The sequence below is a fragment of the Paenibacillus lycopersici genome (assembly GCF_010119935.1).
In the GTDB taxonomy this organism is placed as follows: Bacteria; Bacillota; Bacilli; order Paenibacillales; family Paenibacillaceae; genus Paenibacillus_Z; species Paenibacillus_Z lycopersici.
The window spans coordinates 376,533-390,036 of the sequence record NZ_CP048209.1 but is presented as its reverse complement, the minus strand read 5'-3'; the positions used below and the strand labels follow the sequence as shown (position 1 = coordinate 390,036).

Below are 13,504 nucleotides of genomic sequence, written 5' to 3'. Positions count from 1 at the left end.
TCATTTGGAGTGGTACCGGATTTTCCTGCATACGGCGCAGGCCGGCAATCTGACGAAAGCGGCGCAGGAACTGCATATCACGCAGCCCTCGGTCAGCTACGCCATCAAGCAGCTGGAGGACGGACTCGGGGTCAAGCTGTTCGACCGGCTGTCCAAGGGCGTCGCGCTGACGCCCGAAGGCGCGGACTTGCTCAAGTTCGTGGAGCAGTCGCTGTCGCTGCTCGATGCCGGCGAACGCAAAATGGCCTCGCTCCGCGACCGCGCCTCCGGCGAGCTGCGCATCGCGTCCAGCGGCCCGATGATCAAGCACCTGCTGCTGCCTTCGCTCGACCGGATCCGCGACGAGACGCCGGGCATCGAGATTCGGCTCTATCAAGGCAAGACGGCCCAGATCGCCGCCTGGCTGCGAGAGAACCGGATCGATATCGGCCTCGTCCATCTGCCGATGGGCGACCCCGGGCTGGACGTGCGGCCGCTCGCCGCGATCCAGGACTGTTTCGTCGCGGGGCCGCGCTACCGGCATCTCGCGGACCGGCCGCTCTCCGCCGCGGAGCTGGCCGCGCTGCCGCTGCTGCTGCTCTCCGGCGGCAGCAGCACGCGGCAGTTCGCCGAGCGCTGGTTCGCCGCGCACGGGCTTGCCGTCGATGCCGCGTTCGAGCTGAACAGCACCGACATGCTCGTCGAGTTCGCCCGGCGCGGTTACGGCGCGGCCTTCGTGACGCGCGCGTTCGTCCGGCGGCAGCTGCAGGACGGCGAGCTGTTCGAGCTTCGCGCGGCGGAAGCCATCCCCGAACGGCGGATCGGCCTTGCGACCCGGCGCGGCATGTCGCTGCCGGTGATCGGGCAGCATTTTGTCGCGCTGCTGATGGAGCAGATGTAACCGGAATAAGGGAGCCTCGGCGATACCGTACGGATGTAGCCGGGACGAGCGACCCCGGCGAGGCCGTTCGGATGCGGCAGGGACGAGCACCTCCCCGGCGAGGCCGTACAAATGCGGCAGGGACGAGCGCCTCCCCGGCGAGGCCGTACAAATGCGGCAGGGACGAGCGCCTCCCCGGTGAGGCCGTACAAATGCGGCAGGGATGAACGCCCAATGACGCCGTGCCCTGTTTCGCGCGGAGACCCGCATCCGTTCACGCGCGCCATGCGGTTCAGAAGCCGCGGAACGGCTCGAACGCCACTGACAGCGGCTTGCCCGTCCGAACGTCGTAGTCTACCGACACCAGCAGCACCTCATTGCGGCCGCCGCGCACGATCCAGAAGCGAAAAGCCTGCCTTGATGCCTGCTTGCTCAAACACGAACAGCCGAACGGTTTGTACCCGCGAATTTCCGCATCCGGATATCTGCCCTTCGTGGCGTCGGCGGCATAGCGCCCCCATCGCCCGTAGGCCGGAATAAGCGCATCGGCTCTCTCGACGAGCGAAGCATGCGCCCGCTTCGGGCTATCCGCCGTGTCGACCGTCACGTATACGCCGAATTCCCTGCCGGCTTCCCGCATCCAGAATTTATAGACGAATTGCTTGGGCGACGGCCATTCCGACTTGCAGCCGACGTACAGCAGATCGACCATGGAAGCATTCGGGTAACGTTGTCTCGCCGCCTCTCTCGCCGCGCCGATCCAGCGGATGTATTGATGGTAGCCGTCGTCGGGGTGATATTTAGCCGGAGCCGAAGAATGCACCGATGCGGGGAATGAGACAGCCAGCAGCAGCAGCAAGAAGACGAAGGCGATCATACGCCGCATGCCGATCTTCCTTTCCTGGTTATTTGCGGCTAGTATGCCACCCGTGGACGCCAAATATCGGCCTTCAGATGCACGCTCCTTGCCCGCCCCGTCTAACAAGCATAATGGAAAGATAAAAAATCGATTTGGCTGTATACAAATGTATACCTATCGATTAAAATAAGAACTGTATACATGTGTATGCAAAATCATAATGGAGGTATTCATATGACCAATCAGGATAACGGCCAGCCGGACAACGACCGTAACGACGACGGCGGATTTCAGCGGGAAGACGAGCGCGGATTCGACCGGGAAGACGAGGGGCGCAGCCCGGCAAGCGAGGCGGCGGTTGAAGGCAGAGGTTCGATGCCGGATATGAACGGCCTGCGGCACGGACACCGGGGCAGAGGGCATCGTCACGGCGAGCACGACGAACATGGCGGCCGCGGCAGGCATGGCGGCCACGGTCACGGACGGGGAGGACATTACCAAGGCGCCCAGACGTTCCGCCGAGGCCGCGCGGTCGCGTTTCTGGAGGAATTGCGCGTCAAGCGCGACGTTCTGCGCGCGCAGTTGAACGATCCCGACATGGGCATCATCAAGGAAATCGTCAGCGGCGAACTGAAGGCCGTGGATGAAATCATCAAGCGCTTCATGCATACGTTCGAACTGCATGAGACGGTTGAATGAGGATAGACGAGGCCGCGGCGGCATGCGGGCTCGATCCGATCGGACCGCGGCGCGCTCGGCTTGATCGAAGGCCCGGACATGGCAGCCTCGCATTCAAGGCGCCGGCGAGCGTCAGCGGCGCGCTCGATTCTCACGACCGGCACTCGCCGCCCCCGGGCGATAATCAGCCGCCTCCCTCTGTTGGCACGGCGCTTCCGCTCTGCAGCCGGTCGATGAACTCGCGCAGCGCGCGCGAAATCCACTTCTTCGGATGCATCACCAGCTGGAGCGCCAGCCGAATCTCGGGATGGGCGAAAGGCAGCGCGGTCAGCTCGCCGCGGCGGATCTCTTCTTCCGCCGCCATCCGCGGCAGCAGCGCAATGCCGTCGCCGGCCATCACGCAGCGCTTGATGGCCTCGGGATTGCCCAGTTCCAGACCGATGCGGAACGGGACGGCATTGGCCCGCAGCACCTTCTCCAGCATCAGCCGGTAATTGCAGCTCGCTTCGCTCATGAACCATTCCATGCCGGCCAGCTCCTCCAGCCCGACAATGTTCAGCCGCGTCAGCGGATGCCGCGGATTCGCAATGAGCACGAGCGGCTCCTCCCGGAACGCGCGCCATGCCAGCTGCGGATCGGCAGACGCGCCGGCGAGCAGCAGCCCCGCGTCCAGCTCGCCTTCCCGGACCTGCTGGACGATGACGTCCTCGCGATCCGGCTGCAGCCGAATCGTCAGCTCGGGATACGCCCGCCGCATGGCCTGCACGTACGGCGGGAGGCAATACGACGCGACGGAATCGATCGTCCCGATCGACAGCGTTCCTCCGCCCTGGCGGGCCAGCCGCTCCTTCGATTCCTGGTACAAGTCCAGCATCTGCACGGCCAGCTTGAGGAGCTCCTCCCCCGCCGACGTCAGCCGCAGCCCCCGGCCGAACCGTTCGAACAGCTCCACGCCGTATGCCTTCTCCAGCTTCTGAATTTGGGTCGTCACGCTGGACTGCGCATAGCCAAGCTCCTCCGCGGCCCGGGTGAAGCTCTGGCGAAGCGCTACTTCGCGAAAGGTTTGCAAGTACACCAAATCCATGTTCACACCGCCCAATCATCATTAATATTGATTCCAACTATCATTTATTATAGATAACTCCGATGCCCATGCGCCATGCTATAGTGAAGCTGCAACTCCATCACGAAAGGTGCGGATCGTATGAAAGCAGCGGAATTACAGGGGATTTTCGTCCCGGCGGCAACGCCGTTCACGCAAGACGGAGCGCTCGACGAGGCGTCCTTCGACCGTTATGTCAGGCATTTGCTCGCGCATGACATACAAGGCATCGTCATCAACGGCACGACCGGCGAGTCGCCTACGGCAGCCTGGGAAGAGGTCGAACGCTTAGTTACTCGCGCCAGAGCTGTCATGGCGGAGACGGGGCACGCTCTTCCGATTATCGTCGGCACCGGCACCAACGACACGCGGACGACCGTACGGCGAACGGAGCTGGCCCGAAGGCTTGGCGCGGATGCCGCCCTCGTCGTCGTACCGTACTACAGCAAGCCGTCGCAGGCCGGCATCGTCGAGCACTTCCGGCGGGCATCGGAGACGGGCCTGCCCGTCATCGCGTACGAAGTTCCTTCCCGGACGGGCGTGCGTCTGCAGCCGGACACGGCCGCGTCCATTCTGGCGCTGGACGGGGTCATCGGCCTGAAGGACAGCTCCGGCGGAACGGAGCTGCTCGAAGCGCTGGCCGCGCGCACCGGTAAGCCGGTCCTGTGCGGGGAGGACGCGGATTTCCTCGCGATGCTGCGCCTCGGCGCGGCCGGCGGGATGCTCGCGTCGGCCAACGTGCGGACGGACGCGTTCGTCCGCGTGTACCGGCAGATTCGCGGCGGCAGCGCCGAACAGGCGGAGAGGACGTTCGGCGCCCTGCTCCCGCTCATCCGGCTGCTGTTCGAGGAATCGAACCCCGCGCCGCTCAAATGGCTGCTCGCCGCCCAAGGCATAATCGCGTCCGATACGCTGCGCTTGCCGCTGATGCCCGTCTCGCCCGCTCTTCAAGCGAAGCTGGCGCAAACGCTGCGGGAGCTGTAGCCTGCGATGGGAGTGCCCGCGAATTCCGGGGGCGGCCGCCGGAAGCGCACCCGGGCTTCCGCCGCATTCAATGGGCGGAATGGACCGTACGAATTCGCGGGCTGCCCGTTGGGACTCGCGAATTCCGGGAATCGGCCGCCGGAAGCACCCGGGCTTCCGCCGCATTCAATGGGGCGGAACAGACCTTATGGACTCGCGGGCTGCCCGTCGGGACTCGCGAATTCGAACCAAGAGGTGTACCTAGTACACTACATTGGCTGGATCTCGGCGGCGGATCCGAGCCATGTGGTGCATCCCGTGCACTACATTCGCGGGATTTCGGCGGATTCGAGCCAATGTGGTGCACTCCGTACACTACATTGGCGAAATCACGGCGGATCCAAGCCATGTGGCGCATCCCGTGCACTACATTCGCGGGATTTCGGCGGATTCGAGCCAATGTGGTGCACTCCGTACACTACATTGGCGAAATCCCGGCAGATTCGAGCCATGTGGTTACCCAACTGGCCCCGGCTGCCTGTAAAGCTGCCCAAAGGCAGAAATTCAGCGCCCCTAGCGGCCAACTGTTCTCGACCGCCCGTAAAAGTGCCCAAAGGCAGGATTCCGGCGCCCAACTGGCCCCGGCCCAGCAGACTTGCAAAAATCCTTACACACTACATTTCCAAGTGGGGAACTCTCCTTTCGTCGGCGTTCGCGCAATCACGCCTCAAGAGAGCTCTCATTGGTTATAAAGTTTTTCCACGCTTCGTGGCAGGCTCTTTGCAAAGCTACTGCCACGTGGTGTACCTCGTGCACTTCATTGAGGAATATCGGCTGATTCGAGCAACGAGGTGCACCCTGTGCTAACTCCCCCACGAATAACTAGCGATACGCTGTCTGAGGGAGGTAAAGCTGTCCGAATGACAACTTTATCGGCATTTTTGCCAATCTGCAGCGGATAAAGCTGCCCGAATGGCAACATTATCTGTATTTTTGCCAGTCTGCAGCGGATAAAGCTGCTCGAATGACAACTTTATCGACACTTTTGCCGGTCTGTGGCAGGTAAAGCTGCCCGAATGACAACTTTATCGACACTTTTGCCAATCTGCAGCGGATAAAGCTGCTCGAATGACAACTTTATCTGTATTTTTGCCAGTCTGCAGCGGATAAAGCTGCTCGAATGACAACTTTATCGACACTTTTGCCGGTCTGCGGCAGGTAAAGCTGCCCGAATGACAACTTTATCGACACTTTTGCCGGTCTGCGGCAGGTAAAGCTGCTCGAATGACAACTTTATCGACACTTTTGCCGGTCTGCGGCGGGTAATGCTGACCGAATGGCAGCTTTCAAATTTAGCCAAGACGTTTTTGCTATTCTGCAGCAGGTGTGTGAGGTTCTTTGCAAGTCTACTGGCGATACGCAACTTTCAGCTGGAGTATGGATCCCCTGCAATTAAGCTTACAGCTTCTCGCGGCAGCGTCATTCCCCGCCTACAATCACATAAGCGAACTCTACAGCCCGCATGCTTCGCACGAATTACGGTATTGCGCTCTGCTCTCCCCCGTGGCAGGGATAGCCTGCATGGGGCACGGACTAACAAGGCGCCTTAGCGGCGCTGCTCATGCCAAGAATGTGGAGGCGCTCGGAGCTGCAGCAGCAGAGGCCCGTCCACCGCCGTCCGCTGCGTCAACTACTGCCCCACTCGCTGCAGAACGCTCTCAACAGGCTGCCATTAACGGTACCGGCAGGGCCGGGCAGACCAGCGACATCGGGCCGTCAGCCCTCGTCCCCCCCATTCGACAAAATCCCCCGCATGATTGTCGAACGATAGACCATGTGGTAAGATCTTCCTAAAATCTACTACTTGGAGCGTGGGTCTGTCTTGAAACAATCAGAAACGCTGCACAGCCGCAACAAATTACTCGTTTATATCATATGGGCGATGCTCGCGCTCGGCATCACGGTCGATGTCCTAACGGGCGCCCCTATGCGTTCGATCGTCATTCTATCGCTCGTCGGCGGTATCACCGGCGCCGCCGCGACGGTGCTGACCTTCAAACGATGGCTGTCCGGCTACATCATGTACATGATCTCCGCCATCGTGACCGTGCTGACCCTGCTTCTGATTATGACAGGACCGATCTGGAGCACGTACCTGCTGGTCTACGTCAATCTCGGAATCATGACTTTATACAGCAACTCCCGCCCTATCGCGTTCTCGGCAGTTTCGGGCGCGGGCATGACGGTTTACCTGTTCCTAAGTCCTTATTCGGCCGACCTCTTCGGCGATCAGGACATGTTCTCGCTCCTCATGTATCTTGTTCTGTTCGCGGCGCCGCTCTATGCCTCCGCCCGGTTCAGCGAGCGGCTGCAAACCGAAGTATTCGCCCAGCGCGAAAGCGCGATCCAGGAGAAGAACCGCACGCAGGCCATCGTCGACCGGGTCGCAGGCTCGCTCGGCACGCTGAATGCCTTCAGTTCCGGCTTGAAAACGAACATCGCCGCCACAAGCGCCATTTCGGGCGAAGTGACGTCGTCGTTCGGCGATATTACGGGCAGCATCGAGACGCAGACGGCCAACGTCACGGATATCAGCGCGTCGATGCAGATGTCCCGGCAATCCGTCGCTTCGCTTGCGGACCTGTCGACGGAGATGCGGGAGCTGTCCGCCAGCTCGGCGCAGCTGTCCCATGAGGGCAGCGGCAAAGCCGAAACGCTGGAGAAGCGGATGAATGAGGCCAGCGATACGATTCGCGCGTCCGCGGACTTGATGATCGAGCTGCGCGGGCAGACGGCGGCGATCGGCGATATCGTCGAGGCGATCAAGCATATTTCGGCGCAGACGAATCTGCTCGCGCTGAACGCCGCCATCGAAGCGGCCCGCGCCGGCGAGCACGGCAAAGGATTCGGCGTCGTATCCGCCGAAATCCGCAAGCTTGCCGAATCCTCGCAGCATTCGACCGAGGAAATCGAGACGATTCTGGAGATGATCCGCGAGAAGGCCGGCGATGCCGCGGAGCAGGTGGATCACGGCCGGGCCGCTATCATGGAAAGCAGTTCGGCAGCCATGCAGGTCGCGGCCGCCTTGCAGGCGATCGCCGGCAATTCGGGCGAGGTCGAACGCCAGTCCGAGGAGGTGGCGAACGCCGCGGGCGACCTGCATCTGCGTTATGCCGGCATGGCCGACCAAGTGGCGGTCATCGCGGCGCTCACCGGCCAGAACATGAAGGCCATCCAGGATATCGCCGGCAGCATGGGAACGCAGGATGCCCGTATCGCCGAGGTCATGAACAGCTTCCTGCAGCTGGATCAGCTGACAACGGAGCTCAGCCGCATGGCCGGGCAGGAGAAGTAGGCTCCGGCAGCGATCGGCCGGACTGCCGCGAGCCTTCAATAGAACGAGCAAGCAACGAACAAGCGCCAGCCGCCGGATCGATTCCGGTGACTGGCGCTTGCTCTTCGTTACTTCGTTATTCACTGTCGGCTCAACTATTTTATTTCCAGCAGCTTGTCGGACAGCGTGTCGATCTGGCCGAGAATCGAGACGGGATCGAAGTAGAAATAGGTTTTGTAATCGACCGGCACGACATGGCCCTGCTTGACGGCCGGCAGGCTCTGCCAGACCTTGCTGTCCGTCAGCGCCTTCAGCTGCTCCTCCGTCGTCTCGGTGTAGCTCGAGAGGAAGATATAGTCCGCGTTCGCGATTTCCCCCAGCTTCTCCATCGACACTTCCTGGTACTGCACGCCGTTGTCGATGACGTTCTTCTGAATCCAATCCGGCGCCTTGAATTGCAGCGCGTTATAGATGACTTCCCCGCCGCGGCCGTAGTTGTCGCCCATGACCGCAAGCGTCTTGCCGTCGATTTCGACCAGCGCCGCCGTCGTGCCCGGCTTCAGCTTGTCTTTGAGCTTCTCTCTGGCCTGCGCGGCCTTATTGTCGTATTCCGCCTGCCAAGCGTCCGCTTCCTGCTTCCGGTTCAGCAGCTCCCCGAATTTCTGCACTTCCTCGTGAATGTTCTTGGTTGAACCGTATTCGACGAACAGCGTCGGCGCGATTTTGGACAAGCTGTCGTATTCATCAGCCAGCGTATCGTTAATGACGATCAGATCGGGCTTCAGCGACAGGACCTTCTCCACGGACGCAGGGGACCCGATATCGGTCATGGCGGCCTCCTTCTCCTTGAGGAACGGGCTGCCCATCCACCACTCCTTGCTGCCCCCGATCGGCTGGATGCCGAGCGATAGCAGCGTACCGTGATAGTAGCCCGCTACGACACGCTGCGGGTTCGCCGGGATTTCAATATCGCCCTTAACGGTATGTACGATACGGGTAGCCGCTTCATTGGCAGCCTCGTTGGCAGCTTCCTTATTCGCAGATCCGTTGTTCGCACTCGCGCCGTTGCTGGCACCGTTGTTGGATGCGTTGCCCGCGGACGCATCATTCGCGGATTTATTATCCGTCTGTGCGGCTGCGCCCCCTTGCGCGGCATTGCCGTTCGACCCATTATTGTTGTTCCCGCAAGCGCCAAGCAGCGCAGCCGCCCCGACCAGCGCGACCGCCAGCATGGAAAATCGTTTGAACTTCGACATAAACATGTTGCTCCCCTCGGTATTGATAATCATTCTTGACTGAATGATAACAATTCTCAATTGGATCGTCCATGCACGTTCATGACGAATGATGCGCACGATTATGATCTCAGCAGCCGGAAGGCCTCCTCCAGCTGGACTTCGAGCGAGAGGGCATCGCAGCCGTAGAAAATTTTCGGATCCGGCATGTATACCCTCCCGTTCCGGACCGCATCAAGCCCAAGCCATGCGTCGGAGCGCATCCATGCATAGCCGTCCGGATACCACTGCGTCCGGTAATCGAACACGAAGATGCGGTCGGCGGCGAAGCGGGGCAGCTCTTCCGGCGCGATCGGCTTATTCGGCGCCTTGCGGTCGATCAGCTCGCGCATGACCGCTTCCGGCGGACGCAATCCGAGCGCGTCGTACAGCACGAAGCCGCTCATGCTGGTCGTGCGGCCGTAGACGTACAGCCGTTCGGAGACGATCTTGAGAATCGTCGCCGTCTCCTTGCGCGCAAGCAAGGGAGCGAGCGCTTCCCGGCACGCCGCGGCGCGCGCATCGAACCGGCGCACCCACGCTTCCGCCTCGGCGCGCCGGTTGACGGCGTCCGCCAGCAGGAAGAACGACTCGCGCCAGCCGTCGTCCGTATCCGGCAGGCGGAACACCGGCCCGTAACGCCGCAGCCGCTCGAGCTCCTGCTTGTCCGCCGGACGCGCCAGAATGAGATCCGGCGTCCTTCCTTCCGAATCGCGAACCGCCGGCGGCTCGAACGCCTCGAACTCTCCGATCGTTCGCATCCCCGACAGATCCCCGCGGGCTTCGTAATGGCCGCGCATCCACAACTCGAGCGCGCCGGCCGCCGGCACGATGCCAAGCGTCAGCAAATTCGACGTAATGTGGCCGGAGAGCGAAATATACGACTTGGGGCTGTCGCGGTATGCGGAAGGCGCGTGGCCGGTGAGCTGTTTGAATTTGCGGCTGAAATAGGGCTCGCTGCGGAAGCCGCACAGCCCGGCGATTTCGCCGATCTGCTTGCGCGGGGCAAGCTGCAGCAGCTCCTGCGCCCGCCATATCCGCACCCGGCGCAAATAATCGACGAAGCCGAGCCCCGTCTCGCGCCGGAACGCGCGGGAGAAGTGCGCCGGGCTGACGCCGATCGTCGCCGCCAGCCGATCGCGCGTCACGTCAAGCCCATAATGGTCGTGTACGTGGCGGATGGCCGTCCCGATCCAGCCCGAACCTGGCGCTTCGCCCGCCGCCGGTCTCGGCTGGAAGAGCGAGGCCAGCAGCTGGCAGCATGCCAGCTGCACCCGCAGCGGCTCGCAGGCATGCACGCCCGGCTCCGTCGCCGAGCGAAGCTCGTCGGCCAGCCGTCCGATGCGGCCCGGCGAGGCTGCCGGGATCTCGCCTTCCGTCCAATACGGACCGGCAATCCGGGCATAACCGGCGCCGGCGTTCATGCTGTCCGCCTGCGCGAACGACGCGAACGAGATCCGGTCGAGCAGCAGCGGCTCGTCGTACGGATTGGCGACATGCATGCCGGTCCCGGCCGTCCAGTAGAAAGCGGCGCCGGCCTCAAGCGCATACGCGCGCCATCCCAGCTGCAGCTCGCCGCGCCCCCCGCGCACGAGCAGGATCATATCGGCATCCGTCACGTTCCATTCGCTCGGCGAGCCGGGCGCATGCACGAGCCGATGCATCCCCAGGAACGCGAAGGCGGGAAGCGCCGTCGCGGACAATCCCTCCGCAGGCGCGCCTTGCTGCGCCGCGGGCGAGGGGCCGGGATATTCGCCGGCGCGCAGCACCGCCCGGATCCGATCGGCTTCCGCGTCGGTCAGCGCGCCGAGATGCTTCTCGATCCGATGCTTCACGCGGCCGTTCTCGTCCCGGTACGCCGAAACGATGCGATAGTAGACATAGACGCCGCCGCGCTTGCGGATGATCTGTTTCTTTAAGAACATACGATGCCTCCTGCACGTAAATGGTTAGGGACTTTCTTCGAGACATCTCGAGACATTACGTAGGGACTAAATCGTAAGGGCTAACTCTACTTTGCCACATCAGACGGGGGGAAAGTCAAGTTAAAGCCGTTGAACCGTTCCGATACGCCTTTGTATACCATGCCCGATATAATATTTTTCATTGACGTTGAGAATCATTATCAATACAATGGGTAAAAAGCACTTTCCCCGCAAAGCGGAAAGTGCACACCCTATTGATAGACTGGAGAGCGGCAAACGTGAAATTATCGACGCATTCCCCTCAGCCCCGCGCAACCGGGGCGTCGCAGTCCGCACAGGACAACCCGCTGCAGGACATCCATTCCCGGCCGCGCACGGCCATTGCGACCATCGTCCTGGGCCTGCTGCTCCTCGTCGCCGGCATCGGGATTTCCGTCTCGTTCGGCGCCGCGGACATCGGCTTCCTGACCGTATGGGACGCCATCTTCCACTATAATCCGGATCTGACGCCGCATCAGATCATCCAGGAGCTTCGTCTTCCGCGGGTGCTCGGCTGCGTCATGGTCGGCGCCAGCTTCGGCGTGTCGGGGGCGATCATGCAGGGCATGACGCGCAACCCGCTCGCGGATTCGGGCTTGCTCGGCTTGAACGCGGGCGCGGGCTTCGCGCTGGCGATCTGCTTCGCCTTCTTCCCGGGGCTGCCGTATGCCTACCTGATCCTGTTCTCGTTCGTCGGCGCCGCGCTCAGCGCCGTCGTCGTATTCGCGCTCGGCTCGCTGGCGGTCGGCGGGCTAACCCCGATCCGGCTCTTGCTCGCCGGGGTGACGCTGACCGCGCTACTTACGGCGTTCAGCGAAGGCCTGCAGCTGTATTACCGCATCGGCCAAGACATGGCCTTCTGGTTCGCCGGAGGCGTGGCCGGCACGAGATGGATTCATCTCAAGATCATGTTTCCGTGGATCGCGATCGCTCTCGCCGGAGCGATCGCCCTGTCCCGGTCCATCACGCTGCTCAGCCTGGGCGAGGATATCGCCAAAGGGCTCGGGCTCCGCTCCGGTCCCGTGAAAGCGGCCGGCACGATCATCGTCGTCGTGCTGGCAGGCTCCGCTGTATCGGTCGTCGGCGCCGTCTCGTTCGTCGGCTTGCTCGCCCCGCACGTGGCCCGCAAGCTCGTCGGCATCGATTATCGCTGGATCATCCCGGCATCGGCCGTTCTGGGCGCGGTGCTCGTCACGTTCGCGGATCTGGCCGCGCGCACCGTCCGTCCGCCGTACGAGACGCCGATCGGGGCGCTCATCTCGCTCATCGGCGTTCCCTTCTTCCTGTATCTCGCGAACAAGGAAAGGAGGGAGCTGTAAATGCGATCCATCGAATTGTCACCAGCCGAGCTGCATAAGCGCAGAAGGAATACGATTGTCGTGCTGACGCTGTTCGTCTTGATCATCCTGACCTTCGTCCTCAGCATGGATACGGGCTTCATTCGGCTCTCGCCGCTCGATCTGCTGCGCACGCTGTCCGGTTCCGGCACGGATCAGCAGGACCTGATCCTGTTCGACTTCCGCCTGCCGCGCATCGTCATCTCGATCCTGATCGGGGCCGGGCTGGCCGTCTCCGGCTGCGTGCTGCAGGCGATTTCCCGCAATGCGCTCGCCGATCCCGGCATTCTCGGCATCAATGCCGGCGCCGGACTGGCCGTGCTGACGTTCGTCGCCTTCTATTCGTCGACATCTTCCGCCCCGGCGTTCATGCTGCCGATTCTGGCGTGGATCGGCGCCGGAGTCGCGGCGTTGCTCGTGTTCCTGATTTCGTTCCGCAAACACCAGGGCTTGTCCTCGAACCGTCTGCTCATGAACGGAATCGCGGTCAACTCCGGCATCTCCGCGCTCACCATCGTCATCTCGCTGCGGCTCAATCCGGAACAGTTCCAGTTCGTCTCGACCTGGATGGCCGGCAGCATATGGGGCAAGGACTGGAACTTCGTGCTGTCGCTGCTGCCGTTCATCGTGGTCCTGCTGCCGTTCGTCTTCTACAAGGCGCATACGGCCAATGTGCTTAACCTGGGGAACGCGATGGCGACGGGGCTTGGCGCCTCCGTCAACCGCGAGCAGCTGCTGCTGCTCGCGGCGGCGGTCGGCCTCGCGGGATCCTGCGTCGCGATAAGCGGCAGCATTGGCTTCGTCGGCCTCATCATTCCGCATTTGGCGCGCAGGCTCGTCGGCGCGCGGTACCAGATTCTGCTCCCGACGACCGCGCTCGCGGGCGCGCTGCTCGTGCTCGCGGCCGATACGCTCGGCAGATGGGTGTTCCAGCCGTCGGAAATTCCGGCCGGGCTCGTCGTCGCCGTCATCGGCGCGCCGTACTTCATGTACCTGCTTGTCCGCGCCAAGTAATTACCGCTGCGTTTGCGGCATGACAAATATGGACGATCGCGCGTTTCCCCGTGTCCATATTTGTCATGGCTCCCGCGTTCGGTTTTTCGTATAATCTAACCGATAATGATTATCATTCTT

At 62.1% G+C, this 13,504-nt stretch carries 10 protein-coding genes; 6 read left to right on the top strand and 4 right to left on the bottom strand.

All coding sequences use genetic code 11. From position 1 onward, the window contains the following. Window positions 1-4 precede the first annotated feature (4 nt). Window positions 5-880: a LysR family transcriptional regulator gene (locus GXP70_RS01765; protein ID WP_225442630.1), complete on the top strand. Its 876-nt coding sequence runs from the start codon at window positions 5-7 to the stop codon at window positions 878-880. A 271-nt stretch (window positions 881-1,151) separates the two neighbouring features. Here the strand turns inward: GXP70_RS01765 and GXP70_RS01760 are convergent, their stop codons facing one another. After that, window positions 1,152-1,745 (bottom strand): DUF3889 domain-containing protein, encoded by a 594-nt coding sequence (locus GXP70_RS01760; RefSeq protein ID WP_162354900.1) that lies wholly within the window; start codon window positions 1,743-1,745, stop codon window positions 1,152-1,154. Window positions 1,746-1,952: 207 nt separating this feature from the next. On the opposite strand from GXP70_RS01760, the gene GXP70_RS01755 reads away from it, so the two are divergent. Further along, window positions 1,953-2,417 (top strand): hypothetical protein, encoded by a 465-nt coding sequence (locus tag GXP70_RS01755; RefSeq protein ID WP_162354899.1) that lies wholly within the window; start codon window positions 1,953-1,955, stop codon window positions 2,415-2,417. 163 nt (window positions 2,418-2,580) lie between these two features. Here GXP70_RS01755 and GXP70_RS01750 read toward each other — a convergent pair whose 3' ends face one another. After that, window positions 2,581-3,480: a LysR family transcriptional regulator gene (locus GXP70_RS01750; protein WP_162354898.1), complete on the bottom strand. Its 900-nt coding sequence runs from the start codon at window positions 3,478-3,480 to the stop codon at window positions 2,581-2,583. Between the two features lie 120 nt (window positions 3,481-3,600). Here GXP70_RS01750 and dapA point away from each other — a divergent pair, with 120 nt between their 5' ends. Next, window positions 3,601-4,482, top strand: a complete 882-nt coding sequence (gene dapA, locus GXP70_RS01745) for a 4-hydroxy-tetrahydrodipicolinate synthase (RefSeq protein WP_162354897.1) — start codon at window positions 3,601-3,603, stop codon at window positions 4,480-4,482. A 1,861-nt stretch (window positions 4,483-6,343) separates the two neighbouring features. Beyond that, window positions 6,344-7,816 (top strand): methyl-accepting chemotaxis protein, encoded by a 1,473-nt coding sequence (locus GXP70_RS01740; protein ID WP_162354896.1) that lies wholly within the window; start codon window positions 6,344-6,346, stop codon window positions 7,814-7,816. A gap of 134 nt (window positions 7,817-7,950) precedes the next feature. Here the strand turns inward: GXP70_RS01740 and GXP70_RS01735 are convergent, their stop codons facing one another. Together GXP70_RS01735 and GXP70_RS01730 are read right to left on the bottom strand one after the other, a co-directional pair. Continuing rightward, the gene (locus tag GXP70_RS01735; RefSeq protein ID WP_162354895.1) at window positions 7,951-9,051 is read right to left on the bottom strand and encodes an ABC transporter substrate-binding protein; all 1,101 of its coding nucleotides are present in this window, start codon (window positions 9,049-9,051) and stop codon (window positions 7,951-7,953) included. A gap of 101 nt (window positions 9,052-9,152) precedes the next feature. Beyond that, a complete protein-coding gene (locus GXP70_RS01730; RefSeq protein WP_162354894.1) occupies window positions 9,153-10,994 on the bottom strand; it encodes a helix-turn-helix domain-containing protein in 1,842 nt (613 codons plus the stop codon). A 278-nt stretch (window positions 10,995-11,272) separates the two neighbouring features. Between GXP70_RS01730 and GXP70_RS01725 the strand changes: the two genes are divergently transcribed. Then, window positions 11,273-12,352, top strand: a complete 1,080-nt coding sequence (locus tag GXP70_RS01725) for a FecCD family ABC transporter permease (protein ID WP_162354893.1) — start codon at window positions 11,273-11,275, stop codon at window positions 12,350-12,352. Then, a complete protein-coding gene (locus GXP70_RS01720; protein WP_162354892.1) occupies window positions 12,353-13,384 on the top strand; it encodes a FecCD family ABC transporter permease in 1,032 nt (343 codons plus the stop codon). Window positions 13,385-13,504 lie beyond the last annotated feature (120 nt).